This is a genomic window from Mesorhizobium sp. LNHC209A00 (assembly GCF_000502915.1).
In the GTDB taxonomy this organism is placed as follows: domain Bacteria; phylum Pseudomonadota; class Alphaproteobacteria; order Rhizobiales; family Rhizobiaceae; genus Mesorhizobium.
In genome coordinates this window covers 170,689-194,125 of sequence record NZ_AYWT01000008.1, presented here as the reverse complement: position 1 = coordinate 194,125, position 23,437 = coordinate 170,689, and the positions used below count along the sequence as shown (strand labels likewise).

The 23,437-nt window shown below is 61.2% G+C and carries 26 protein-coding genes and 1 tRNA gene; 24 read left to right on the top strand and 3 right to left on the bottom strand.

What is annotated here, in order from left to right:
• Positions 1-59: 59 nt before the first annotated feature.
• Complete coding sequence (locus X739_RS1000000168255; protein WP_023783997.1) at positions 60-212, bottom strand: hypothetical protein; 153 nt, start codon at positions 210-212, stop codon at positions 60-62.
• Positions 213-404: 192 nt separating this feature from the next.
• Between X739_RS1000000168255 and coaD the strand changes: the two genes are divergently transcribed.
• From coaD to tgt, 7 genes are read left to right on the top strand one after another with little or no spacing between them, the layout of a single operon-like run.
• Positions 405-905, top strand: a complete 501-nt coding sequence (gene coaD / locus X739_RS145625) for a pantetheine-phosphate adenylyltransferase (RefSeq protein ID WP_023795221.1) — start codon at positions 405-407, stop codon at positions 903-905.
• Between the two features lie 15 nt (positions 906-920).
• A complete protein-coding gene (locus X739_RS145630) occupies positions 921-1,508 on the top strand; it encodes a peptidylprolyl isomerase (RefSeq protein WP_023783998.1) in 588 nt (195 codons plus the stop codon).
• A gap of 27 nt (positions 1,509-1,535) precedes the next feature.
• Positions 1,536-2,048, top strand: coding sequence for a peptidylprolyl isomerase (locus tag X739_RS145635; RefSeq protein WP_015317720.1), 513 nt, complete (start codon positions 1,536-1,538; stop codon positions 2,046-2,048).
• Between the two features lie 12 nt (positions 2,049-2,060).
• Positions 2,061-2,510, top strand: a complete 450-nt coding sequence (locus X739_RS145640; protein ID WP_023773870.1) for a DMT family transporter — start codon at positions 2,061-2,063, stop codon at positions 2,508-2,510.
• Positions 2,511-2,516: 6 nt separating this feature from the next.
• Positions 2,517-3,602, top strand: coding sequence for a tRNA preQ1(34) S-adenosylmethionine ribosyltransferase-isomerase QueA (queA, locus tag X739_RS145645; protein WP_023795220.1), 1,086 nt, complete (start codon positions 2,517-2,519; stop codon positions 3,600-3,602).
• Positions 3,592-3,861 carry a hypothetical protein gene (locus X739_RS145650; protein ID WP_023773869.1) on the top strand — a complete coding sequence of 90 codons (270 nt, stop codon included), beginning with the start codon at positions 3,592-3,594 and terminating at the stop codon, positions 3,859-3,861. Before queA ends, X739_RS145650 begins: the two co-directional genes overlap by 11 nt.
• Positions 3,854-4,984, top strand: a complete 1,131-nt coding sequence (gene tgt / locus X739_RS145655) for a tRNA guanosine(34) transglycosylase Tgt (RefSeq protein ID WP_023795219.1) — start codon at positions 3,854-3,856, stop codon at positions 4,982-4,984. Before X739_RS145650 ends, tgt begins: the two co-directional genes overlap by 8 nt.
• Positions 4,985-4,990: 6 nt before the next feature.
• Here tgt and X739_RS145660 read toward each other — a convergent pair whose 3' ends face one another.
• Positions 4,991-5,410 (bottom strand): DUF4864 domain-containing protein, encoded by a 420-nt coding sequence (locus X739_RS145660; protein WP_023773867.1) that lies wholly within the window; start codon positions 5,408-5,410, stop codon positions 4,991-4,993.
• A 321-nt stretch (positions 5,411-5,731) separates the two neighbouring features.
• On the opposite strand from X739_RS145660, the gene X739_RS145665 reads away from it, so the two are divergent.
• From X739_RS145665 to X739_RS145740, 16 genes are all read left to right on the top strand, one after another.
• Positions 5,732-5,968, top strand: coding sequence for an Lrp/AsnC family transcriptional regulator (locus X739_RS145665; protein ID WP_010909609.1), 237 nt, complete (start codon positions 5,732-5,734; stop codon positions 5,966-5,968).
• Positions 5,969-6,139: 171 nt separating this feature from the next.
• Positions 6,140-7,552, top strand: coding sequence for a circularly permuted type 2 ATP-grasp protein (locus X739_RS145670; RefSeq protein WP_023773866.1), 1,413 nt, complete (start codon positions 6,140-6,142; stop codon positions 7,550-7,552).
• 151 nt (positions 7,553-7,703) lie between these two features.
• Entirely contained in the window at positions 7,704-8,645 is a 942-nt protein-coding gene (locus tag X739_RS145675) for an alpha-E domain-containing protein (protein WP_023773865.1), read from the top strand.
• 64 nt (positions 8,646-8,709) lie between these two features.
• The gene (locus X739_RS145680; RefSeq protein ID WP_023773864.1) at positions 8,710-9,501 is read left to right on the top strand and encodes a transglutaminase family protein; all 792 of its coding nucleotides are present in this window, start codon (positions 8,710-8,712) and stop codon (positions 9,499-9,501) included.
• 31 nt (positions 9,502-9,532) lie between these two features.
• Positions 9,533-10,264 carry a peptidase gene (locus X739_RS145685; protein ID WP_023773863.1) on the top strand — a complete coding sequence of 244 codons (732 nt, stop codon included), beginning with the start codon at positions 9,533-9,535 and terminating at the stop codon, positions 10,262-10,264.
• Between the two features lie 116 nt (positions 10,265-10,380).
• Positions 10,381-11,793: an aspartate aminotransferase family protein gene (locus X739_RS145690; protein ID WP_023795218.1), complete on the top strand. Its 1,413-nt coding sequence runs from the start codon at positions 10,381-10,383 to the stop codon at positions 11,791-11,793.
• A gap of 128 nt (positions 11,794-11,921) precedes the next feature.
• Entirely contained in the window at positions 11,922-12,689 is a 768-nt protein-coding gene (locus tag X739_RS145695; RefSeq protein WP_023773861.1) for a DeoR/GlpR family DNA-binding transcription regulator, read from the top strand.
• 126 nt (positions 12,690-12,815) lie between these two features.
• Complete coding sequence (gene glpD / locus X739_RS145700) at positions 12,816-14,342, top strand: glycerol-3-phosphate dehydrogenase (RefSeq protein ID WP_023795217.1); 1,527 nt, start codon at positions 12,816-12,818, stop codon at positions 14,340-14,342.
• A 42-nt stretch (positions 14,343-14,384) separates the two neighbouring features.
• Positions 14,385-15,464, top strand: coding sequence for an ABC transporter ATP-binding protein (locus tag X739_RS145705; protein ID WP_023795216.1), 1,080 nt, complete (start codon positions 14,385-14,387; stop codon positions 15,462-15,464).
• 9 nt (positions 15,465-15,473) lie between these two features.
• Positions 15,474-16,541 carry an ABC transporter ATP-binding protein gene (locus X739_RS145710; RefSeq protein ID WP_023795215.1) on the top strand — a complete coding sequence of 356 codons (1,068 nt, stop codon included), beginning with the start codon at positions 15,474-15,476 and terminating at the stop codon, positions 16,539-16,541.
• Complete coding sequence (locus X739_RS145715) at positions 16,542-17,408, top strand: sugar ABC transporter permease (protein ID WP_015317735.1); 867 nt, start codon at positions 16,542-16,544, stop codon at positions 17,406-17,408. It abuts the gene before it with no gap.
• A gap of 1 nt (position 17,409) precedes the next feature.
• Entirely contained in the window at positions 17,410-18,327 is a 918-nt protein-coding gene (locus X739_RS145720) for a carbohydrate ABC transporter permease (protein ID WP_023773857.1), read from the top strand.
• Between the two features lies 1 nt (position 18,328).
• On the top strand, positions 18,329-18,616 hold the full coding sequence (locus X739_RS145725; protein WP_023795214.1) for a DUF2160 domain-containing protein: 288 nt from the start codon (positions 18,329-18,331) through the stop codon (positions 18,614-18,616).
• A 79-nt stretch (positions 18,617-18,695) separates the two neighbouring features.
• Entirely contained in the window at positions 18,696-20,420 is a 1,725-nt protein-coding gene (locus X739_RS145730; protein ID WP_023795213.1) for an ABC transporter substrate-binding protein, read from the top strand.
• A gap of 96 nt (positions 20,421-20,516) precedes the next feature.
• Positions 20,517-22,010: a glycerol kinase GlpK gene (glpK, locus tag X739_RS145735; protein ID WP_023795212.1), complete on the top strand. Its 1,494-nt coding sequence runs from the start codon at positions 20,517-20,519 to the stop codon at positions 22,008-22,010.
• Between the two features lie 31 nt (positions 22,011-22,041).
• Entirely contained in the window at positions 22,042-22,518 is a 477-nt protein-coding gene (locus X739_RS145740) for a DUF6882 domain-containing protein (RefSeq protein ID WP_023773853.1), read from the top strand.
• Between the two features lie 106 nt (positions 22,519-22,624).
• On the opposite strand, the gene X739_RS145745 is transcribed toward X739_RS145740, so the two are convergent.
• Complete coding sequence (locus X739_RS145745; protein WP_023773852.1) at positions 22,625-23,095, bottom strand: BA14K family protein; 471 nt, start codon at positions 23,093-23,095, stop codon at positions 22,625-22,627.
• Positions 23,096-23,347: 252 nt separating this feature from the next.
• Between X739_RS145745 and X739_RS145750 the strand changes: the two genes are divergently transcribed.
• A tRNA-Lys gene (locus X739_RS145750) sits at positions 23,348-23,423 on the top strand.
• The last annotated feature ends 14 nt before the right edge of the window (positions 23,424-23,437 follow it).

Here is a 23,437-nt window from a genome sequence, read left to right as displayed (position 1 = left end):
GTAGATTTGACATAGCAACGCCGGCCTGTCGGCCGGCGCGGCAGCAAGTGCGGACTGTCTTAATAGTGGCGATACGGCTTGCGCAGGCCAAAGCCTTCGAAGCGTTTGGTGGTGGCCTTGACGCGGATGCGCTGTGCTTCCTGATGCAGCCCAAATAGCGTGGCGATCAGCATGGCGACGGTCATTGCGGTGGCGAGCATGTAGATCAGCATGTGCGTGTTCTCCTGCGCCTTACAACGGAGATATGGGACTTTGGTTTCATCTTATTAAGGGTGCAGCCTAGTGAACGCTGCGTGAAGGCTTCGTGATCAGCTGTTCATCTGTCGTTCATGTGCCGAAAAGGTTCATGGGCCGCCTGCCAATCGGATTTGCCTTTGTGATAGAGGCTCGCTAGAAGCTCCGCCATGACCGAACGCATCGCCCTTTATGCCGGCTCCTTCGACCCGCTGACCAACGGCCATCTCGATGTGCTGAAAGCGTCGCTGACGGTTGCCGACATTGTTTATGCCGCGATCGGCATTCATCCGGGCAAGAAGCCGCTGTTTTCGTTCGAAGATCGGGTGCAGTTGATCGAAGCCGCCGCGAAAGCCGAATTCGGCCGCGACGGCGCCCGCATCAAGGTGGTTGCCTTCGATGGGCTGGTGATCGATGCGGCCAGGAGAGAAGGCGCCTCGATCATGATCCGCGGTCTGCGCGACGGCACCGACCTCGACTACGAAATGCAAATGGCTGGCATGAACGAAACCATGGCGCCTGAGCTGCAGACGGTTTTCCTGCCCGCCAGCCCGTCGGTGCGCACCATTACCGCCACACTTGTGCGCCAGATAGCCTCGATGGGTGGCGACATCCGCCCCTTCGTGCCGGCGGCCGTGGCCGGCGCGCTCACCGCAAAATTCGCGAAATAAGCTCGGAGAACCCTCATGCAGCTCAAAAGGCTCGCCTCATTCTTTGTTGTGCTCGCCGGTCTCGTGACCGCATCGGTCTCGGCCTATGCAGCAGATCCGGAAAACACGATGATCATCACGCTGAAAGATGGCGACGTGACGATCGCGCTGCGCCCCGATCTGGCGCCCAAGCATGTCGCGCAGATCAAGAAGCTGGTGCGTGACCATGCCTACGACAATGTCGCATTCCACCGTGTCATCGATGGTTTCATGGCGCAGACCGGCGACGTCAAGTTCGGCAACATGAACAAGGGCTTCAATGCCCAGGCCGTCGGCACCGGCGGCTCCGACCTGCCCGACCTGCCTGCCGAGTTCTCGCAGGCCGAGCATTACAAGCGCGGCGTGGTCGGCATGGCCCGTTCGCAGGATCCGAACTCCGCCAATTCGCAGTTCTTCATCATGTTCGGACCGGCGCCGCCGCTCGATGGCCAGTATACGATCGTCGGCAATGTCGTCAGCGGCATGGACCTGGTGGACAAGATCAAGAAGGGCGACGAGGCGGACAATGGCACGGTCACCGATCCCGACCGGATGATCAAAGTGCGCATCGCCGCCGACAAATAGGTTCATTTTTACAAAAGGATATCTGACATGGCTGAGATCAAGGACCGCGAGAACGCGCTCATCATGGAAACGACCAAGGGCAAGGTCGTCATCGAACTGTTTCCCGATTTGGCTCCCGGCCATGTCGCCCGCATCAAGGAACTGGCGCGTGAAGGCGCCTATGACGGCGTCGTCTTCCACCGTGTCATCGAAGGCTTCATGGCGCAGACCGGCGACGTGAAATTCGGCAATTCCAGCAAGCCCAGCTTCGCGCCGTCTCGCGCCGGCATGGGCGGCTCGGAAAAGCCTGACCTGAAGGCCGAGTTCTCCAACGCGAACCACGGCCGCGGCACCTGCTCTATGGCTCGTTCGCAGAACCCGAACTCGGCCAATTCGCAGTTCTTCATCTGCTTCGACGACGCCGCGTTCCTCAACCGCCAGTACACGGTCTGGGGCCAGGTCATCGAGGGCATGGACAATGTCGACAAGATCAAGCGCGGCGAGCCGGTGCAGGATCCCGACAAGATCGTGTCGCTAAAGGTCGCGGCCGACGTCAAGTAAGGACAAACGACAATGATGGGCGTCGTCTGGTCGCTTCTCGGCATCCTGTCCGGCGCCTTCATTGCCATCCAGGCGCCGATCAATTCGCAGCTTGCGCGCGGCCTGGGTCTCCCCGTAGCTGCAGCCGCGTTTTCGTTCCTGTCGGGCGCGGTCGTGCTTGGCATCATCTCCGTGACGGTGGTGAAGCTGCAAGGCATCTCGCTCGACTGGAAGGCGCCGGCGCCCTGGCTGTTTGTCGCCGGCGGCATGCTCGGCGGCTTCTACGTCACGCTGTCGACGATCCTGACGCCGCGCATTGGTGCCGCCGCCCTGATGGCGTTCCTGGTGGCCGGCCAGTTGCTCGCGGGTATGCTCATCGACCGCGTCGGCTTCCTTGGCGTCGCCGTGCGTGAAATCTCGCTCGGCCGCGTCGCCGGCGCGGTGCTTCTGCTGGCCGGAGCGCTGCTCGTTCGGCTGTTTTGAGTCCCGATGCGCGTCGACATCTTTGACTTCGACTTGCCGGAGGAGCGCATCGCGCTTCGCCCGGCAGATCCGCGCGACAGCGCCAAAATGCTGGTGGTCAAGCCAGGCAAGGGGCTGGAGGACACGACGGTCGGCTGCCTGCCATCCTTGCTCCGCGGCGGCGACGTGCTGGTCTTCAACGACACCAAGGTCATTCCGGCGCAGTTGAAAGGCATCAGGCGGCGCGGCGAAGCACAGTCACAGGTCGAGGCCACGCTGCACATGCGCATGGCGCCGGACCGCTGGCTGGCCTTCATGCGGCCGGGCAAGCGCATTGCCGCCGGCGACCGCATCCATTTCGGCCATGACGGCAATTCCTGTTTCCTCGGCCAGCTCGACGCCACCGTGATTGAAAAAGGCGAGGGCGGCGAAGCGCTGCTCGGCTTTGATCTATCCGGTCCTTTCCTCGACGAGGCGCTGCACGCGGTCGGCCACATTCCGCTGCCGCCCTACATCGCCTCGAAGCGCGATGACGACGAGCGCGACCGTGCCGACTACCAGACCATCTATGCCCGGGAAGAAGGTGCGGTAGCGGCGCCCACCGCGGGCCTGCACTTCACGCCGGCGCTTTTCGCGGCGCTGGACGCCAAAGGCGTCGAACGCCGCTTCGTCACTTTGCATGTGGGCGCCGGTACGTTCCTCCCGGTCAAGGCGGACGATACCGCGGACCACAAGATGCATGCCGAGATCGGCTCGGTCAGCCAGGCGACCGCCGATGCGCTCAACGCCGTAAAGGCGAGGGGCGGGCGCATTGTTGCCGTCGGCACGACCTCGCTGCGCCTGCTCGAGAGTGCGTCGCGTGAAGACGGCACCTTGGCGCCATGGTCCGGACCGACCGACATTTTCATCACGCCCGGCTACCGCTTTCGCACGGCCGACATGCTGATGACCAACTTCCATCTGCCGCGCTCGACGCTGTTCATGCTGGTCTCGGCTTTCAGCGGCCTCGACACGATGCGTGCCGCCTATGCGCATGCCATCGAGAGCGGTTACAGGTTCTATTCCTATGGAGACGCCAGTCTCTTGTTCAGGGAGGAGAACGATGGACGATGATCTGCAAACCTTCGACCGCGACAGGCTGATCGCGGAAGTGAAAAAGCTGCGCGCCGGCATTCGCGCGCACCGGGATTCCACAGGTCATGATCTCTGCTGGCATCACCCCGATCTGTGGGACCTGCTGCCGGAAAAGACCGAGCCGTCAATCGCAGTGCCGCCCTGGCCAAAATTCATGCGCGGCTGCATCCAATACCGGATGGCGCTCGACGAGCAGGCGCCGGATGCTCCGGTATTCGACAAGGAATTCAATGGCTGAGAATTTCACCTTCAAGGTGTTGGCGACCGATGGCAAGGCGCGGCGCGGTCTGATCGACATGCCGCGCGGCGAAATCCGCACGCCGGCCTTCATGCCGGTCGGCACCGGTGGCACGGTCAAGGCCATGTACATGGACCAGGTGCGCGGCGTTGGCGCCGACATTATCCTTGGCAACACCTATCACCTGATGCTGCGGCCCGGGGCCGAGCGCGTGGCGCGGCTCGGCGGTCTGCACGAATTCGCCCGCTGGCCGCATCCGATCCTGACCGACAGCGGCGGTTTTCAAGTGATGTCCCTGTCGAAGCTGAGGAAGCTGACGGAAAAGGGCGTCACCTTCCGTTCGCACATTGATGGTGCGGCTTACGAGATGTCGCCGGAGCGCTCGATCGAAATTCAAGGTCTGCTCGATTCCGACATCCAGATGCAGCTCGACGAATGCACCGCGCTGCCGGCCGAGATCAAGGAGATCGAGCGCGCCATGGAACTGTCGCTGCGCTGGGCGGAGCGCTGCAAGACGGCGTTCGGCGACCAGCCGGGCAAAGCGATGTTCGGCATCGTGCAGGGTGGTGACAACGCGGCGCTCAGGGTGCGCTCGGCACAGGCGCTGAGCGCGATGGAGCTCAAGGGCTATGCTGTCGGCGGCTTGGCCGTCGGCGAGCCGCAGGCGGTGATGCTCGACATGCTCGACATCACCTGTCCCGAACTGCCAGATAACAAGCCGCGCTATCTGATGGGCGTGGGAACCCCGGACGATATCCTCAAATCGGTTGCGCGCGGCATCGACATGTTCGATTGCGTGATGCCGACGCGGGCCGGCCGGCACGGCCTGGCCTATACGAGGCGCGGCAAGGTCAACCTGCGCAACGCCCGCCATGCCGACGATCCGCGCCCTCTCGATGAAGAGAGCGACTGCCCGGCAGCCAGGGATTATTCGCGTGCCTATCTGCACCATCTGGTGCGCTCGCAGGAGGCGCTCGGCGCGATGCTGCTGACCTGGAACAACCTGTCCTACTACCAGAAGCTGATGCAGCACATCCGCGCCGCGATCGAAACCGGCACCTTCGAGACGCGCGGGGCCGAGATCAGCGAAGGCTGGGCGGGGGGCGATATCCCGGCGCTGTAAACCCGTTCAGGTGCTGAGCGAGTTCGACGCCCGCAGGCTGCAACCGGTGATCCGGAATGTGCCGTCAGGCTGCTGCTGCAGCGTGTACACCGCCTCATAATCCTTGCCGTCCGGGCCGACGATCAGTACCTGCTGGACGATAGAACCGGGACCAGTCTGCTCGACCTTGCCGAAAGCGTAGGACTGGGGTTTGCGCACAGGCGGGTAGCCGTTGGTCACCATATTCATGAAGGCATCGACAGTCGGGAATATCTGCTTCACGTTCGGGGCGGCAAAGCTGTAGGCCTTGGCGCCGTCATCGGCGATGAGGGCCTTCAACTGACCGTCGATGACGGACTGACCAGCCTTGATCTCGGCATCTCCGGCAAGCGCCTGGGAAGCCAAAATGAGCGAAACGAACGCGAATGCGAAAAAGCCGCGGCGCATGGCTTGTCTCCACCGTCCCTCGAACCGCCTCCAGAAAATTTTCCAGGAGACACCCTAACATACGCGCGCGGGCGCTTCACGGTTTCAGCGGCCGCCAATATTCGTCCCGCCCCGGTGCAGAAGCCATGCACGAACGATATTGCAGGGCACGCCGGCGCTAGTGATCGGCGGCAGGCTGTCCAAGAGCGGCATGCCGGTTGCGGAGCCGCGCGAGGCGGTGGCCAGGGCCCGCGCCGGCTAAGTGCGCATTCCAGTGCTTGAAAGGCCGCCTCCAGTCTGCCAGAAGGGCCGCTTGACCTGGAAGTTTAGCGGGACGAAGCCATGAAGGCGTTTTTCGTGCAGATCAAATGCGAACTGGGCAAATCCTATGAGGTTGCCAGCGCGCTTGCCGACGCCGAGATCGCCTCGGAAATCTACTCCACCGCCGGCAATTACGATCTGCTCGCCAAATTCTATGTCGACGACGAAGAAGACGTCGGCCATTTCGTCAACGAGAAGGTGCAGATTCTCCCCGGCATCAAGGACACGTTCACCGTCGTCACCTTCCGCGCTTTCTAACAGTGCGAGGCAGTTGCCCGGGCACGAGGCAAAGGCTGATCAAGCTTGTATTTGGGCTGCCTTAATTTTAGGCAGCCGCAACATACTGGTCGTCCGCTTCCCCCAAATCACCGATTGCGCTTGATTTTCTCCCACGACGCCAGTGAAATGGCCTCACAGGGGAGTATGCGATTGGCAGCGTTCGATGAAATGCTTCCGGAAGTCTCCGGATTGAGAAGACCGTATTCGGCTTACGATCACTGGCTGAAGGAGCAGGATCCAGCCCGGCTTACCGAGAAGATGCAGGACGCCGAACGCGTTTTTCGCAAGACGGGCATTACCTTCGCCGTCTATGGCGAACAGGAAGCCTCCGAACGGCTGATCCCTTTCGACATCGTCCCTCGCATCATTTCCGGCAATGAGTGGCGGCGCCTGACGCAAGGCATCGAGCAGCGCGTACAGGCGCTGAACGCCTTCCTCGACGACATCTACCATCGCCAGGAAATCCTGCGCGCCGGCCGCGTTCCAAGGGATCTCATCGCCAGGAACGAGGCCTTCCTCCCGGAGATGATCGGCGTGCGGCCGCCGGCCGGCGTCTATACCCACATTATCGGCGTCGACATCGTTCGCATCAGCGAGGACGAGTTCTACGTTCTGGAAGACAATGCGCGCACGCCGTCCGGTGTCTCCTACATGCTGGAGAACCGTGAAACGATGATGCAGCTGTTCCCCGAGCTGTTCCAGAAGATCAAGGTGCGGCCAGTGGAGAACTACCCGCAGCTGCTGCGCCAGTCGCTGGCGGCCGTGCGGCCGCAGAACACCAAGGGTGCCCCGACCATCGCGGTGCTGACGCCGGGCAGTTTCAATTCCGCCTATTTCGAACACGCTTTCCTTGCCGACCAGATGGGTGTGCAGCTTGTGGAGGGCCAGGACCTGCGCGTCGTCGACGGCCATGTCGCGATGCGCACCACTGAAGGCTACAAGCAGATCGACGTGCTTTACCGCCGCGTCGACGATTCTTTCCTCGATCCGCTGACCTTCAGGCCGGATTCAGCGCTTGGCATACCCGGCATCATGGACGTCTACCGAGCCGGCAATATCACCATCGCCAATGCGCCTGGCACGGGTATAGCCGACGACAAGGCGATCTATTCGTATATGCCGGAGATCGTCGAGTTCTACACCGGCCGCAAGGCGATCCTCGGCAATATCCCGACCTGGCGCTGTTCGGAGCCGGACAGCCTGAAATATGTGCTCGAGCACATCCACGAACTGGTCATCAAGGAAGTGCATGGTTCCGGCGGCTACGGCATGCTGGTCGGCCCGGCGGCGACCAAGATGGAATGTCAGGATTTCGCCAAGAAGCTGCAGGCCAAACCGTCTAATTACATCGCCCAGCCGACGCTCGCGCTCTCGACCTGTCCGATCCTGACTGAAAAGGGGCTGGCGCCGCGCCACGTCGATCTCAGGCCCTACGTACTCGTCTCGGATCGCATCCAGATCGTGCCCGGCGGGCTGACGCGCGTCGCGCTGAAGGAAGGCTCACTGGTGGTGAACTCATCCCAGGGCGGCGGGACGAAAGATACCTGGGTACTGGATGATTGAGCTGAGTCAGTAGTCAGTAGTCGGTAGTCAGTAGTCAGTAGTCAGTAGTCAGTAGTGAAGCAGAGGGAAAGAAATGCCACATTCCATTGGGATTCAATCGCTTTCTACTTCCTATTCACTATTTCTTATTCACTAGCCCGAAGGGCCTCACATGCTTCTCGGCCGCACCGCGAACGGGCTCTACTGGATGAACCGCTATATCGAGCGGGCGGAAAACATGGCGCGGCTGGTCGACGCCGGGTTGCGCATGGCGCTCACCCGCACCCAGAGCGCGTCGGAGGAGTGGAATTCGGTGCTGCTCAGCGCCGGCTCCGACATCACCTTCAAGCAGAAATACCCGGACTATACCGCGGCCAATGTCTCTGATTTCCTCTTGCGCGACACGTCGAACCCATCGAGCACGATGTCGTCGATCGAGACCGCCCGCAACAATGCGCGCATGGTGCGCACCGCGCTGACGCGCGAGACGTGGGAGAGCATCAACGAAGCCTGGATGGCGCTGAAACGGATGCTGGCGCGGCCGATCGACGAGCGCGACCTGCCCAACGTGCTCGACGCGATCAAGCGCGAGACCGCGCTGATCCGCGGCTCGTTTTACGGCACCATGCTGCGCAACGAGATCTTCGATTTCTCGCAGCTCGGCACCTATGTCGAGCGCGCCGACAACACCGCGCGCATCCTCGACGTGAAATACTACGTGCTGTTGCCGTCGATCTCCTGGGTCGGCTCGACGCTCGACAACTACCAGTGGGAATCGATCCTGCGCTCGGTGTCGGCGCATCGCTCGTATCGCTGGGTTTATGATGCCGACTACAAGCCGACCAACATCGCCGACTACCTGATCCTCAACGTCCGCATGCCGCGATCGCTGACCTTCTGCTATCGCTTCCTGGCAGAGCATCTGAAGTTCCTGGGTGACGACTATGGCAAGCGCCATGCCTGCCATGCGACGGCGGAAAAGACGCAGGCAATGCTGCAAGCAGGATCGATCAAGGACATATTCGACGCCGGACTGCACGAGTTCCTGGCAGGGTTCATTCGCGACAACACCAAGCTCGGCGACGAGATCGCGCAGGATTACAGGTTTAATTGAGCATGATGCCGGGAAGTGGATATCGTTTTTCGCTAGAGATCGTGCACGCGAACGGAAGATGGCCATGCGGCTGAAAATCACGCACCGGACCGAATACCGCTACGATGCACCGGTGCAGTATTTGCTCCAGAGGCTGCGGCTGCTTCCGGTGAGCGGGCCGACTCAGACCGTGCTGTCCTGGGCGCTGAAGGTCGAGGGTGCGCGCGAGGAAGTGCGATTTACCGACCATTACGGCAACGACAACAGGCTGTTGAGCGTCGAGGGTGACCACGACTTCATCACTGTCGAAGCGTCGGGCGAGGTGGTGACGCGCGATACATCGGGTGTTTGCGGGCCTCATCAAGGCTTCGCGCCACTCTGGTTGTTCGCGCAGGAGACCGCTTTGACCACCATAGGCGGCGGCATCCGTGATCTTACCGAGGCAGTCGGCAAGGGCACCGACCTTGACAGGCTGCACCGGCTGATGGCCGCCATTGGCGAGCGCGTCGCCTACACGCCGGGAACAACCAATGCGACGACCTCGGCCGAGGAAGCTTTGGTACTGAAAACCGGAGTCTGCCAGGACCATAGCCACATCTTTGCCGCCGCCGCGCGCGCCATGGGATTTCCGGCCCGCTATGTCAGCGGCTATCTGATGATGGATGCGGTGGAGCAGGCGGCAAGCCACGCGTGGGCCGAAGCGCATGTCGCGGGCCTCGGCTGGGTTGCCTTCGATCCCGCCAACGGTATTTCTCCCGACGAACGTTATGTGAAGGTGGCCACCGGTCGCGACTACCGTGACGCTTCGCCGGTGTCGGGAATTCGACTGGGACAGGCGGAAGAACTGCTTGCGGTCACCGTCACGGTAGAGCAGTAATCCCCCAGGGATTACCGCCTTAAGAGATTCCATGACCTATTGCGTCGGCCTCAAGATCGATCGCGGACTCGTGTTCATGTCGGACACGCGTACCAATGCCGGCATGGATTCGATCTCGACCTTCAAGAAGATGCATGTCTGGGAACAGCCGGGCGAGCGCGTCATCGTGCTGATGTCGGCCGGCAACCTGGCGACCACACAGGCCGTGGTCAGCCTGCTCGACGAACGCACCAAGGCGGTGACCGACCGCCATGAGAAGCTGCTCGAGACGCCATCCATGTATCAGACGGTGCGGCTGCTCGGCGACACGGTGAAGGAAGTGATCGCGCAATCGTCGCCCGCCGGCGAGAAGGCAGATTCCTATTTCAATGCCTCCTTCATCCTCGGCGGGCAGATCAAGGGCAGCCCGCCACGCCTGTTCATGATCTACCCCGAAGGCAATTTCATCGAGTCGACCGAGGACACGCCGTTCTTCCAGATCGGAGAGACCAAGTACGGCAAGCCGATCATCATTCGCGCCTACGAAAAGACGATGAGCCTGGCCGAGACGGTGAAACTGCTTCTGGTGTCGTTCGATTCGACGCTGAAGTCGAACCTGTCGGTCGGCCTGCCGCTCGATCTGCTTTTCCTGGAGCAGGACGCCTTTCAGGTCGGCCTTAAAAAGCGGATCGGCCAGGACGACCAGTATTACCGCACGATCTCCGATGGATGGTCGAATGCGCTGAAGACGGCCTTCGCCAGCCTGCCGGATTTTCCTGGCTAGTCCGCAAATCTCGCCGCCCGTCGGCGACTTCAAATGTTTCACGTGGTGACTAATATCCGATCTTGAGGAGCCGGGGGGCTACCACCGGCAGCGAATGATCATGTCGGGAGGACAAGATGAACAATGACGATTTCCGGCAATGGTCGCAACGCGCCGCCGATTGGGGCGCCGACTACCGCAACAATTTGCGTGAGCGGCCGGTGCGGCCGCTGATCGAGCCGGGCGACATTTACAGGAGCATCGAGGCGTCGCCGCCCGAAGACGCGGAGTCGATGGACAGGATTTTCGCCGATTTCCAAGAGAAGATCGTGCCGGGGATGACGCATTGGCAGCACCCGCGCTTCTTCGCCTATTTCCCGGCCAACGCGGCGCCGGTCTCGGTGGTGGCTGAATATCTGGTGTCGGCGATGGCAGCGCAATGCATGCTCTGGCAGACCTCGCCGGCGGCGACCGAGCTTGAAATGCGGACCGTCGACTGGATGCGCCAGGCGCTCGGCCTGCCGGAAGGATTCTCCGGCGTTATCCAGGATTCGGCCTCGTCGGCGACACTCAACGCGGTATTGACCATGCGCGAGCGGGCGCTGGACTGGCAAGGCAACAAAAAAGGTTTCGCCGGGCAGGGGCGGTTGCGCATCTATTCCTCCGACCAGGTGCACACTTCGATCGATCGGGCGATCTGGGTGTCAGGCATAGGCGAGGACAATCTCGTGCGCATTCCGGTCGCCGGCCGTTTTCGCGCCATGGATGCGACCGCACTCGAGGCGGCAATCGTCGCCGACCGCGCGGCCGGCATGTTGCCCGCCGGCATCATCGCCAGCGTCGGCGGCACCAGCACCGGGGGCACGGACGATATTGCAGCCGTTGCGGCGGTCGCCGGTCGGCATGGGCTCTACCTGCATGTCGATGCCGCCTGGGCCGGGTCGGCGATGATCTGTCCGGAGTACCGGCATTTTTGGGCTGGCGCCGAGCTGGCGGATTCCATCGTCTTCAACCCCCACAAATGGCTGGGCGCGCAATTCGACTGCTCGATGCAGTTCATTCGCCGGCCCGAGGACCTCGTTCGCACGCTGGCCATCAAGCCCGAATTCCTCAAGACACACGGCCGCGACGGCATCATCAACTATTCCGAATGGTCGGTGCCGCTTGGTCGGCGCTTCCGGGCGCTGAAGCTTTGGTTTCTGTTGCGCGCGCATGGACTGGAAAACCTGCGAACCATGATTCGCAACCATGTCGCCTGGAGCGAGGGCCTTGCCGCACGGCTGGCAAGGGAGGTGGATTTCGAGATCGTCACCGAGCCGATGCTGTCGCTGTTTTCGTTCCGGCACAAGGCTGCCTCGGCCGCCGATGCCGACGAGCACAATCTGCGGCTCGTCAACGCGATCAACGATGATGGCCGCATCTACCTGACGCAAACGAAGGTCGATGGGAAGGTGGCGATCCGCTTCCAGGTCGGCCAGTTCGACGCGACGGCGGGAGACGTCGATGCCGCTTTCACCGCCATTACCGAAATTGCGCGTGCCACGGCCTGAAAAGGCGGCATGAAGGTCGCGCGGAGGGTTCACCCGTACAATCATCAGATTTCGTTAGCCGGCTTGCACCTTTTCATCGGTTTCGTTTTCTATTATAAGCAAGAAAAACGAAAACGGGAGCTTGCCTTATGTATCTGTCGCCGCGCCATGCCGAGATCATCCAGATGGCCAAGGACAACGGCCGCGTGCTGGTTGATGACCTGGCTACGCATTTCAACGTGACGCCGCAGACCATACGCAAGGACCTCAACGATTTGTGCGACCAGCGGCTGCTTTCGCGCGTCCATGGGGGGGCCTTGTTCCCGTCTGGTATCGAGAACATGGAGTATGAAGCCAGGCGCAAGATCGCGGCCGACGAGAAGGAAGCGATAGGCCGCGCGGCGGCCAGGTTGATTCCCGACAACGCCTCGCTGTTCATCAACATCGGCACCACGACAGAGGCAGTCAGCAAGGCGCTACTCGATCATGACGGCCTGATGGTCATCACCAATAACATCAATGTTGCCAATAGGATGCGCGTCTATCCCTCGATCGAGGTGGTGATTGCGGGCGGAGTGGTGCGCGGCTCCGACGGGGGTGTTGTCGGCGAGGCGGCGGTCGATTTCATTAGGCAGTTCAAGGTCGACTACGCTGTCATCGGCGCCTCGGCTATCGATCATGATGGCGCGCTGCTCGATTTTGATTTCCGCGAGGTGAAGGTGGCGCAAGCGATCATCGCCAATGCCAGGCACGTCATTCTGGTTTCCGACCAGACCAAGTTCGAACGCACGGCGCCTGTGCGTATCGGCCATCTGTCGCAGGTCAACACCTTCATCACTGATCGCTGCGACATCCCGTCCGTGCGCAAGATCTGCCAGGAGGCCGAGGTTCAGCTCATCGAGACGTCGCTTGGCTGACGCAATTCACGGTCTTCTCAAAGGCGCGCGATATTTCGTTTGACATTCGTTATGAGTTCGAAATAATCCCTCCACGGTTTCGCATAAGAGCAAAAATGGTGCAATGCGAAATCGTGGAGGAGTTAGGTGGACACATCTTCAGTCCAGGACATTTTCGTCATAGGCGGCGGCATCAACGGCTGCGGCATCGCCCGTGATGCCGTGGGACGCGGGTTCTCGGTCTTTCTCGCCGAAATGAACGATCTCGCCAGCGCAACCTCATCCGGTTCGACCAAGCTGATACATGGCGGGTTGCGCTATCTCGAATTTTATGAATTCCGCCTGGTGCGCGAGGCGCTGATGGAGCGTGAGGTTCTGTGGAAGAACGCTCCGCACATAATCTGGCCGATGCGCTTCGTGCTGCCCTATGCCAAGGGTCTGCGCCCGGCCTGGCTGATCCGGCTCGGCCTTTTCCTCTACGACCACATCGGCGGGCGCAAGTTGCTGCCAGCGACCAGGACGCTCGACATGGCAAGCGATCCGGCAGGTAAGCCTTTGAAGCCGCTGTTCAAAAAGGCTTTCGAATATTCGGATGGCTGGGTCAACGATGCGCGGCTGGTGGCGCTGAATGCACGTGACGCCGCTGACCGGGGCGCAACGATCCGCACTCGCACCCAAGTGGTTGGAGCGCGCCGCGAGGGCGGAATCTGGGCGATAAAGATCGAGGACCTGCAGACCGGCGAGACCGAAGAGGTCAAGGCACGGTTGCTGGTCAATGCGGCGGGTCCATGGGTCGACCACGTGCTGTCCGGCGTTGTTGGCCTCAACGACGTGCACAATGTCCGCCTCGTGCAGGGCAGCCACATCGTTATCGCCAAGAAGTTCGACGACCCGCGCGCCTATTTCTTCCAGAACAAGGATGGTCGCATCATCTTCGCCATCCCCTACGAGGACGAGTTCACGCTGATCGGTACCACCGACCAGGACTATCCCGGCGATCCGCATGATGTGAAGATCAGCGACACCGAGATCGACTATCTCTGTGCCGCGGCCAGCGAATATTTCGCGGTTCCCGTCAAGCGTTCCGACATCGTCTGGACCTATTCGGCCGTGCGTCCGCTCTACGACGACGGCGCCTCCAAGGCGCAGGAAGCGACACGTGACTATGTGCTGAAGGCGGATGGCGGCGAGGGCGCCGCGCCGCTGGTCAACGCGTTTGGCGGCAAGATCACCACCTACCGCCGGCTGTCGGAATCGATGCTGGAGAAGATCGAAGGTTTCCTCGGCAAGCGCGGCAAGCCGTGGACATCAGATGCGCCGCTGCCGGGCGGCGATTTTCCTGCCACGGGTTTCGATGCGCAGGTGGCGAAGCTGAAAAGCGCCTATCCTTTCCTCGACCAGCGCTTGGCGCGCCGGCTGACGAGACTCTACGGCACGCGCGCGCAGATGCTGCTTGGCTTGGCCAAGTCGATTGCCGATCTCGGCCGCAATTTCGGTGGCGATCTCCACGAGGCCGAGGTGCGCTATCTCGTTGAAAACGAATGGGCTGTCACGGCGGAAGACGTGCTGTGGCGGCGGACCAAGCGCGGCCTGCATCTTAACCGCGAGCAGGTCGCGGCACTCGATGAATTCATGCGCGGCATAAGCCGGCAGCACGTCGCGGCCGCCGAATGAAGAGGGTTTTGAGCTGATGCGGAAAGCCTGGGAGGAGGCGTCATGCTGGAACTGAGGAACGTCACCAAGACGGTCGGTGCGGTCGAGCACATCCGGGACGTGTCGCTGACGCTTCAGCATGGCTCGCTCAACGTTTTGCTTGGGCCCACGCTTTCGGGCAAGACCAGCCTGATGCGGCTGATGGCCGGCCTCGATGTGCCGACCTCCGGCTCGGTCTGGTTCGACGGCCGGAATGTCACCGGCACGCCTGTGCAGAAGCGCAAGATTGCCATGGTCTACCAGCAGTTCATCAATTATCCGGCGATGACGGTCTATGACAACATCGCCTCACCCCTCAAGGTGGCCGGCGTCGAGCAGGGCAAGATCGACAGCCAGGTGCGCGAAGCGGCGGCACTCCTCAAACTGACCCCTTATCTCGACCGCACGCCGCTCAGTCTGTCGGGCGGGCAGCAGCAGCGCACCGCGCTGGCGCGCGCCATCGTCAAGAATGCCAGCCTTGTGCTGCTCGACGAACCGCTTGCAAATCTCGACTACAAATTACGCGAGGAGTTGCGAGCCGAACTGCCGAGGATATTTGCGGCCGCCGGCACCATCTTCCTCTATGCCACCACCGAGCCGCATGAGGCCCTGCTGCTCGGCGGCAATACGGCAACACTGTCGGAAGGCCGCATCACCCAGTTCGGGCCGACCATCGACGTATTCCGCAAACCGGTCGACCTGGTGACGGCGAGGACCTTCGCCGATCCGCCGCTCAACACCATCGTGCTGGCCAAGAAGGGGGCGGATTTTCTGCTTGAGGGCGGCGTCAAGCTGCCGGTGCCCGCTGACCTCGTCGGCATCGCCGATGCGAACTATACGGTCGGCTTCCAGCCGCACCATCTTTCGCTCGACCGGCCCGATGCCTCCGCGGTGCCGGTGCGGGCGAAGGTCACCATCACGGAAATCACCGGATCCGAAAGCTTCATCCATCTCGACTTTGCCGATGTGCGCTGGGTGATGTTGACCCACGGCATCAGGGATTTCGAGACAGACGCGGTGGTCGAAGTGTTCATCGATCCGCGTCACATCATGGTCTTCGACGAGCACGGCCGCGCCGTGACCGCGGCGAAGCTGGCGGCGTAGGAGGACGATATGGCGCGTATCGACGTCAACCATGTCAGGCATTCCTATCTGCCGAACCCGCGCAAGGATGCCGATTTCGCGCTGCGCGAAGTGCATCACACTTTCGAGGATGGTGGTGCCTATGCGCTGCTCGGACCGTCCGGCTGCGGCAAGACCACGCTGCTCAACATCATTTCGGGCCTGCTGCATCCCTCGCACGGCCAGTTGCTGTTCAACGGCAGGGACGTGACCAATCTGTCGACGCAGGAACGCAATATCGCGCAGGTTTTCCAGTTCCCGGTGATCTACGATACCATGACCGTCTACGACAATCTGGCGTTCCCGCTGCGCAATCGCGGCGTGCCGGAGGCAGATGTCGACCGCAAGGTTCGCGAGACGCTGGAGATGATCGACCTCGCTTCCTGGGCGAAGAAGAAGGCCAGGGGCCTGACCGCCGACCAGAAGCAGAAGATCTCGCTCGGCCGTGGGCTGGTGCGCTCGGACGTGAACGCCATCCTGTTCGACGAACCGCTGACCGTCATCGACCCGCACATGAAATGGGTGCTGCGCTCGCAATTGAAACAGCTGCATCGCCGCTTCGGCTACACGATGGTCTATGTCACGCACGACCAGACCGAGGCGCTGACCTTCGCCGACCAGGTCGTGGTCATGTATGATGGCGGCATCGTGCAGATCGGCACGCCGGCAGAGCTGTTCGAGCGGCCGCGCCATACTTTTGTCGGTTATTTCATCGGCTCGCCGGGCATGAACGTCATGCCTGTGGCGATCGACGGCAAGACGGCGACCCTCGGCTCGCAGCGTATCGAACTGCCGGGCGCGCCGAAGGCGCCCCCCGGCGCCGTCGAGCTTGGCATTCGTCCGGAATATGTTCGACTCGGCCGCGACGGCATGGCTGTTTCAATCACCAAGGTCGAGGATGTCGGCCGCCACAAGGTGGTGCGTGCCAAGCTCGAGGGCCGGGAGATCGCGGCGGTGATCGGCGAGGACGAGACGGTGCCGGCCGAACCGAAGGTGCGGTTCGATCCGGCCGGCATCAACATCTATGCCGATTCCTGGCGTGTCGAGATGGGGGCATAGATGGACAAGACCTGGAACAACAAGGCCTGGTTCCTCGTGCTGCCGGTGCTGGTGCTGGTGGCCTTCACCGCCGTCATCCCGCTGATGACGGTCGTGAACTATTCGGTGCAGGACACGTTCGGCAACAATGTCTTCACCTGGGCCGGCACCGAATGGTTCGAGGAACTGCTTTCATCCAGCCGCTTCTGGGAAGCGATGGTCCGCAACCTGATCTTTTCCTTCATCATCCTGGCAATCGAGGTGCCGCTCGGCATCTTCATCGCGCTCAACATGCCGAAGAAGGGCTGGGGCGTGCCGGTCTGCCTGGTGCTGATGTCGCTGCCGCTGCTGATCCCGTGGAACGTCGTCGGCACCATCTGGCAGGTGTTCGGTCGCAACGACATAGGGCTGTTGGGATATTACCTCAACGCGCTCGGGATCGACTACAATTACGTGCAGGATCCGTTCGATGCCTGGGTGACGATCATCGTCATGGATGTCTGGCACTGGACCAGCCTTGTCGTGCTGCTCTGCTACGCCGGCCTGGTCTCGATCCCCGATGCCTTCTACCAGGCGGCAAAGATCGACGGGGCCTCGCGCTGGGCGGTATTCCGCTATATCCAGCTGCCGAAAATGCAGCGCGTGCTTTTGATCGCCGTGCTGCTGCGCTTCATGGACAGTTTCATGATCTACACCGAACCGTTCGTCGTCACCGGCGGCGGGCCGGGCAACTCGACGACCTTCCTGTCGATCGACCTCGTCAAGACGGCGCTCGGCCAGTTCGACCTTGGCCCGGCGGCCGCCATGTCGCTGGTCTACTTCCTCATCATCCTGTTGTTGTCATGGGTGTTCTACACCGTGATGACCAATTACGACGCGGAGCGCTGAAATGGCTGGCGCCAATGAACGAACCGAGCGCAATGTGATGAACCGGACCGCCTCGGAAAGTCTGGCCGGTACGCTGTCGCAGAGCGATCTCGACAGGCGCATGCGCCGGCGCGGCGAGGAATCACGCTGGTGGTGGATCGTGCCGACGCTCTACATCATCGTACTTTTGCTGCCGATCTACTGGCTCATCAATATGAGCTTCAAGACCAATGCCGAGATCGTCAACTCGATGACGCTCTACCCGCACACACCGACAATCGCCAACTACGTCACCATCTTCACCGAGAAGGCCTGGTACTCCGGCTACATCAACTCGATCACCTATGTTGTCATGAACATGGTGATTTCGGTATCGGTGGCGCTGCCGGCGGCCTATGCCTTTTCGCGCTACCGCTTCCTTGGCGACAAGCATCTGTTCTTCTGGCTGCTGACCAACCGCATGGCGCCGCCGGCGGTGTTCGCACTGCCGTTCTTCCAACTCTACTCGGCCTTCGGGCTGATCGACACGCATATCGCGGTGGCGCTGGCGCATTGCCTGTTCAACGTTCCGCTGGCGGTGTGGATTCTCGAGGGCTTCATGTCGGGCGTGCCGAAGGAGATCGACGAGACCGCCTATATCGACGGCTATTCCTTCCCGCGCTTCTTCGTAAAGATCTTCATGCCGCTGATCGCGAGCGGCATCGGTGTGGCCTGCTTCTTCTGCTTCATGTTCTCGTGGGTCGAATTGCTGATCGCACGCACGCTGACCACCACCGACGCCAAGCCGATCGCCGCCACCATGACGCGTACGGTATCGGCCTCGGGCATGGATTGGGGCCTGCTCGCCGCCGCCGGCGTGCTGACGCTGATCCCCGGCGCGCTCGTCATCTGGTTCGTGCGAAATTATATCGCCAAGGGCTTTGCCCTGGGGAGGGTGTAACATGAACCTCGACTTCTCCTGGATGGCATGGACCTGGCCGACGGCCGCGTTCTTCACCGTCATAGCGCTGCTTTTGCTTGGCATGGGCGTCTGGGAATACGCCTCGCCGGGCGGCAATCCGCGCGTCGGCGTCCTGCGCTTCGAGACGACGCGCGGCGATCGTCTTTTCCTGTCGCTGCTCGGCAGCGCCTTTATCCATCTCGCTTGGCTGGGTCTAGTCGGACCCAACCTGTGGTGGGCTCTCGCTCTCTCCGTGGTCTACGCCATCGGCGTGTTCCGCTACGTATAGAGGGGGAAACTGTTGGAGCGGTCGCGTGCCGGTGGCCGCTCCAGATCGTACTTGAAACATTTTAACTGTGGAGGAACACATGCGACGGCAATTTTTAACATCGACGACGGCCCTTGTCCTATTGCTCGGGGCCGGTAATGCCTATGCCGGGATGGATGAAGCAAAAGCCTTTCTCGACAAGGAGATAGGCCCGCTCTCGACGCTTTCCCGCGCCGACCAGGAAAAGCAAATGCAGTGGTTCATCGACGCGGCCAAGCCCTTCGCCGGCATGGAAATCAAAGTCGTGTCTGAAACCTTGACCACCCACCAGTACGAGTCTCAGGTGCTGGCGCCGGCCTTTACCGCTATCACCGGCATCAAGGTCACGCATGACGTCATTCAGGAAGGCGACGTCGTCGAGAAGATCCAGACCCAGATGCAGACCGGCCAGAACATCTATGACGGCTGGGTCAACGATTCCGATCTGATCGGCACCCACTGGCGTTACCAGCAGGTGCGCAACCTGACCGACTGGATGGCGGGCGAAGGCAAGGACGTTACCGATCCGATGCTCGACGTCGACGATTTCGTCGGCACGAAGTTCACCACCGCGCCAGACAAGAAGCTCTACCAACTGCCCGACCAGCAGTTCGCGAACCTCTACTGGTTCCGCTACGACTGGTTCAACGATGAGAAGAACAAGGCCGATTTCAAGGCCAAGTACGGCTACGATCTCGGCGTGCCGGTCAACTGGTCGGCCTATGAGGACATCGCCGAATTCTTCACTGGCCGCGACGTCAACGGCAAGAAAGTCTATGGCCACATGGACTACGGCAAGAAGGATCCGTCGCTCGGCTGGCGGTTCACCGACGCCTGGCTGTCGATGGCCGGCAATGGCGACAAGGGCCTGCCGAATGGCGTGCCGGTCGACGAATGGGGTATCAAGGTCGATGCGAATTCACGGCCTGTCGGCTCGTGCACCGCGCGCGGCGGCGACACCAATGGACCAGCATCGGTTTATGCCATCCAGAAGTATCTCGATTGGCTGAAGGCCTATGCGCCGCCGGAAGCCCAGGGCATGACCTTCTCCGAGTCCGGCCCCGTGCCGTCGCAAGGCAATGTCGCCCAGCAGATCTTCTGGTACACAGCGTTCACCGCCGACATGGTCAAGCCCGGCCTGCCGGTCATGAACGACGACGGTACGCCGAAGTGGCGCATGGCGCCGTCTCCGCACGGCTCCTACTGGAAGGACGGCATGAAGCTCGGCTATCAGGACGTCGGCTCCTGGACTCTTATGAAGTCGACGCCGACCGACCGCGCCAAGGCCGCCTGGCTTTATGCCCAGTTCGTCACCTCGAAGACCGTCGATGTGAAGAAGAGTCAGGTTGGCCTGACCTTCATTCGCGACTCCACCATCCATGACAAGAGCTTCACCGAACGTGCGCCGAAGCTCGGCGGTCTGATCGAGTTCTATCGCTCGCCGGCCCGTGTGCAGTGGACGCCGACCGGTACCAACGTGCCGGACTATCCGAAGCTGGCGCAGCTCTGGTGGCAGAACATCGGTGACGCATCGTCTGGTGCCAAGACACCGCAGGAAGCCATGGATTCGCTCTGCGCCGATCAGGAAAAAGTGATGGCACGTATCGAGAAATCCGGTGTCCAGGGCGACATCGGACCGAAGATGGCCGAGGAGCATGACCTTGCCTACTGGAACGCCGATGCGGTTAAGAGCGGCAATCTGGCGCCTCAGCTGAAGCTCGAGAAGGAGAAGGACAAGCCGATCACCATCAACTACGACGAGCTGGTGAAGAGCTGGCAGAAGTAAATTCTGGTGCTGGCGTTCGCGCCGGCGTCATAATGATCGGGGAGGCGGCATCTTGCCGTCTCCCCTGTTCGTATAAGCTGCTTACCGGGAGGGAGAATGACCGGATATATCCTTGCGATCGACCAGGGTACGACATCGAGCCGGGCGATCCTGTTCGACAGCTCGATGAAGGTCGCGGGCAGCGGGCAGAAGGAATTCACCCAGCATTATCCGGCCTCAGGCTGGGTTGAACACGATCCGGAGGAGATCTGGTCGAGCGTCGTTGAGACTGTGAAGGCCGCGCTGAAGAATGCCCGCCGCGACGCTTCGGACGTGGCTGCGATCGGCATCACCAACCAGCGCGAGACGGTCGTCATCTGGGACAAAGTGACCGGCAAACCGATCCACAACGCCATTGTCTGGCAGGACCGCCGCACCGCACCGCTATGCCAGAAGCTCAGGAAGCAGGAGCTCGAGAAGAAATTCACCCGCAAGACCGGCTTGCTGCTCGATCCCTATTTCTCCGGCACCAAGATCGCCTGGATGCTGGACAAGGTGAAGGGCGCGAGGAAGCGTGCCGAGAGGGGCGAGCTGCTCGCCGGCACCATCGACAGCTTTTTGATCTGGCGGCTGACCGGTGGCAAGGTCCACGCCACCGATGCCACCAACGCTTCGCGCACGCTGGTCTACAACATCGCGGAGAATGCCTGGGACGAGGAGCTGCTGGCCATCCTGCGTATCCCCGCCGCGATACTGCCCGAAGTCAAGGATTGCGCCGATGATTATGGAACCACTGAGAAAAACCTGTTTGGGGCCGAAATCAGAATCCTCGGCGTTGCCGGAGACCAGCATGCAGCAACGATTGGCCAGGCCTGTTTCGAACCGGGCATGATGAAATCGACCTATGGCACCGGCTGTTTTGCGCTGCTCAACACCGGCAGCGACCTAGTGCGGTCGAAGAACCGGCTCTTGGCCACCATTGCCTATCGGCTGAATGGCAAGACCACCTATGCGCTGGAAGGCTCGATCTTCATCGCTGGGGCTGCCGTGCAATGGCTGCGCGACGGCATCAAGGTGATTGGCAAGGCCGAGCAGAGCGGCAAGCTGGCGGCGGAGGCCGATCCGACGCAAAACGTCTATCTGGTGCCGGCCTTTGTCGGGCTTGGTGCGCCGCACTGGGACGCGGACGCGAGAGGGGCGATTTTCGGTCTGACGCGCAATTCCGGCCCGGCCGAGTTTGCCCGTGCGGCTTTGGAATCCGTTGCCTACCAGACCCGCGACCTGCTCGACGCCATGCACAAGGATTGGAAGGGCGCCAAGGCAAAGACGGTGCTCAGGGTTGATGGCGGCATGGTGGCATCGGACTGGACCATGCAGCGCCTGGCCGACATTCTCGACGCGCCGGTCGACCGGCCGACAATTCTGGAGACGACCGCGCTGGGGGCGGCGTGGCTCGCTGGTTCGAAGGCGGGCGTATGGCCGAAGATCGGGGAGTTCGCGAAAAGCTGGGCGCTTGAGCGACGGTTCAAGCCGCAGATGGACGCCTCCGTGCGCACCGCCAAGCTTGCTGGGTGGCGCGATGCTGTGCGCAGGACGCTGAGCATGCCATAACACGAGCGCGACTCGGTGAGGAGGAGGGGACATGCAGCCGGACTGGTATCCCGCATGGCGTGACGATGCTTTCAAACAGCTCGTCGCCAAGAATGCCCAGTTGGAGAAAGATTTCCGCCTCGGCAACTGGCCACGCTATGATTACGATCTGACGGCCGGAAAGCTGCTCTTCTCGGAGCAAGGGATCGTCAAGGTGGTCACGGAGGTTCAGGTTGCAGGCTCGACGAGCGGCAAGGCCGGCTACTGGCTTTGGGCCTGGGCCAATTCGAATATGCCTGGTGAACTGCTTGAGGATGCAAAACGCGTTCGATCCTTCGGAGAGGACAACGGCATCGACGAACTTGCTCACCCTTATGTAACGGATGCCGGCGATGATCTTGAAGCGCTCGGTTGGGAATTGGCCGGGACTATGGTTCGAGTTTGCGAGGCCCTCGGCGCCTATCGTTCCCCGCGGGGTGCAGGTGGAGGGCTCTATCTGATCTTGAAAAGCATAAAGTGGGCTAGCTGATGCAGGGCCTTCGGTTCGCTGTGTACGAGTTCAAAAAAAATGCATCGCAAAAAGCCCGCGCTTTGCGGCGCGGGCTTCAAAGGATCGGCGAATTCCGCCAACCAGATCAGTAAGGCGAACGGCACTCCCGACGAGGACCATTGTTCGGCTGGAAGGTGTTGTCGGAAGCGCGGTAGCTCCGATAATGATCGTAGCACCACTGAACGTGCGAATTGCCTTCATAGACGCGGTTGTTCTCGTTGTTGACAATCGCGCCGGTGATCAGCGCGCCAGTCGCGAAGGCGGCCAGCGGGAACCAGTAGTCGCCATGACGGCGATAGCCGCGGCGATATTCACGATAGCCGCGATGGCCATTCCAATACATGTCACCGTTGCGGCTGAAGCTTCGATTGCGCGAGAAATTGCGATCGAAAGAGCGGTTTCTCCTCCACTCCCGGTACTGCACCGTCTGAACATCCGGCGTTGCCGCCTGGGAGAGTGGCACATAGTTGGGCTGGGCGTTGACCGGCACCACCTCCGCCGCGACGAATGTGGCCGAAAGGGTGGCGGCAAGCAGGCCTGTCGTAATTCTATTCATTGGTATTCTCCTCGAGGGTTTGCGAACGTCCCTTTGGCGAAAAACGATAGTGCGTCGGATTTGTTCCCCCTGCTGGCCTCCATGGCCGGACTGAACCAAAACCGCCGGGCTGCTCGCCAGAACCGGGGAACAAGCAAGGGGCAGCGATTTAGGGCAGAGAGCGGATTTGAGACCCATCTTTTCCGGTTGACCGGTCGCGGCACTCTCCCTATGTTCCGCGCAATTTCGAGGGCGGCCTTTTCGAGCCCCCGGGAGCGCGTAGCTCAGCCGGTAGAGCAACTGACTTTTAATCAGTAGGTCATGGGTTCGAATCCCATCGCGCTCACCATTGTCAAATGACAT

What these genes read in the sequence shown, in the direction of transcription:
- X739_RS145640 (WP_023773870.1), top strand. Translation starts at nt 2,061, where the DNA reads ATGATGGGCGTCGTCTGGTCGCTTCTCGGCATCCTGTCCGGCGCCTTC.
- X739_RS145745 (WP_023773852.1), bottom strand. Translation starts at nt 23,095, where the DNA reads ATGAATAGAATTACGACAGGCCTGCTTGCCGCCACCCTTTCGGCCACA.
- coaD (WP_023795221.1), top strand. Translation starts at nt 405, where the DNA reads ATGACCGAACGCATCGCCCTTTATGCCGGCTCCTTCGACCCGCTGACC.
- X739_RS145690 (WP_023795218.1), top strand. Translation starts at nt 10,381, where the DNA reads ATGAACAATGACGATTTCCGGCAATGGTCGCAACGCGCCGCCGATTGG.
- X739_RS145665 (WP_010909609.1), top strand. Translation starts at nt 5,732, where the DNA reads ATGAAGGCGTTTTTCGTGCAGATCAAATGCGAACTGGGCAAATCCTAT.
- X739_RS145715 (WP_015317735.1), top strand. Translation starts at nt 16,542, where the DNA reads ATGGACAAGACCTGGAACAACAAGGCCTGGTTCCTCGTGCTGCCGGTG.
- X739_RS1000000168255 (WP_023783997.1), bottom strand. Translation starts at nt 212, where the DNA reads ATGCTGATCTACATGCTCGCCACCGCAATGACCGTCGCCATGCTGATC.
- X739_RS145680 (WP_023773864.1), top strand. Translation starts at nt 8,710, where the DNA reads ATGCGGCTGAAAATCACGCACCGGACCGAATACCGCTACGATGCACCG.
- X739_RS145630 (WP_023783998.1), top strand. Translation starts at nt 921, where the DNA reads ATGCAGCTCAAAAGGCTCGCCTCATTCTTTGTTGTGCTCGCCGGTCTC.
- X739_RS145705 (WP_023795216.1), top strand. Translation starts at nt 14,385, where the DNA reads ATGCTGGAACTGAGGAACGTCACCAAGACGGTCGGTGCGGTCGAGCAC.
- X739_RS145650 (WP_023773869.1), top strand. Translation starts at nt 3,592, where the DNA reads ATGGACGATGATCTGCAAACCTTCGACCGCGACAGGCTGATCGCGGAA.
- tgt (WP_023795219.1), top strand. Translation starts at nt 3,854, where the DNA reads ATGGCTGAGAATTTCACCTTCAAGGTGTTGGCGACCGATGGCAAGGCG.
- X739_RS145695 (WP_023773861.1), top strand. Translation starts at nt 11,922, where the DNA reads ATGTATCTGTCGCCGCGCCATGCCGAGATCATCCAGATGGCCAAGGAC.
- X739_RS145725 (WP_023795214.1), top strand. Translation starts at nt 18,329, where the DNA reads ATGAACCTCGACTTCTCCTGGATGGCATGGACCTGGCCGACGGCCGCG.
- X739_RS145710 (WP_023795215.1), top strand. Translation starts at nt 15,474, where the DNA reads ATGGCGCGTATCGACGTCAACCATGTCAGGCATTCCTATCTGCCGAAC.
- X739_RS145740 (WP_023773853.1), top strand. Translation starts at nt 22,042, where the DNA reads ATGCAGCCGGACTGGTATCCCGCATGGCGTGACGATGCTTTCAAACAG.
- X739_RS145675 (WP_023773865.1), top strand. Translation starts at nt 7,704, where the DNA reads ATGCTTCTCGGCCGCACCGCGAACGGGCTCTACTGGATGAACCGCTAT.
- X739_RS145635 (WP_015317720.1), top strand. Translation starts at nt 1,536, where the DNA reads ATGGCTGAGATCAAGGACCGCGAGAACGCGCTCATCATGGAAACGACC.
- X739_RS145730 (WP_023795213.1), top strand. Translation starts at nt 18,696, where the DNA reads ATGCGACGGCAATTTTTAACATCGACGACGGCCCTTGTCCTATTGCTC.
- glpK (WP_023795212.1), top strand. Translation starts at nt 20,517, where the DNA reads ATGACCGGATATATCCTTGCGATCGACCAGGGTACGACATCGAGCCGG.
- X739_RS145660 (WP_023773867.1), bottom strand. Translation starts at nt 5,410, where the DNA reads ATGCGCCGCGGCTTTTTCGCATTCGCGTTCGTTTCGCTCATTTTGGCT.
- X739_RS145685 (WP_023773863.1), top strand. Translation starts at nt 9,533, where the DNA reads ATGACCTATTGCGTCGGCCTCAAGATCGATCGCGGACTCGTGTTCATG.
- X739_RS145720 (WP_023773857.1), top strand. Translation starts at nt 17,410, where the DNA reads ATGGCTGGCGCCAATGAACGAACCGAGCGCAATGTGATGAACCGGACC.
- queA (WP_023795220.1), top strand. Translation starts at nt 2,517, where the DNA reads ATGCGCGTCGACATCTTTGACTTCGACTTGCCGGAGGAGCGCATCGCG.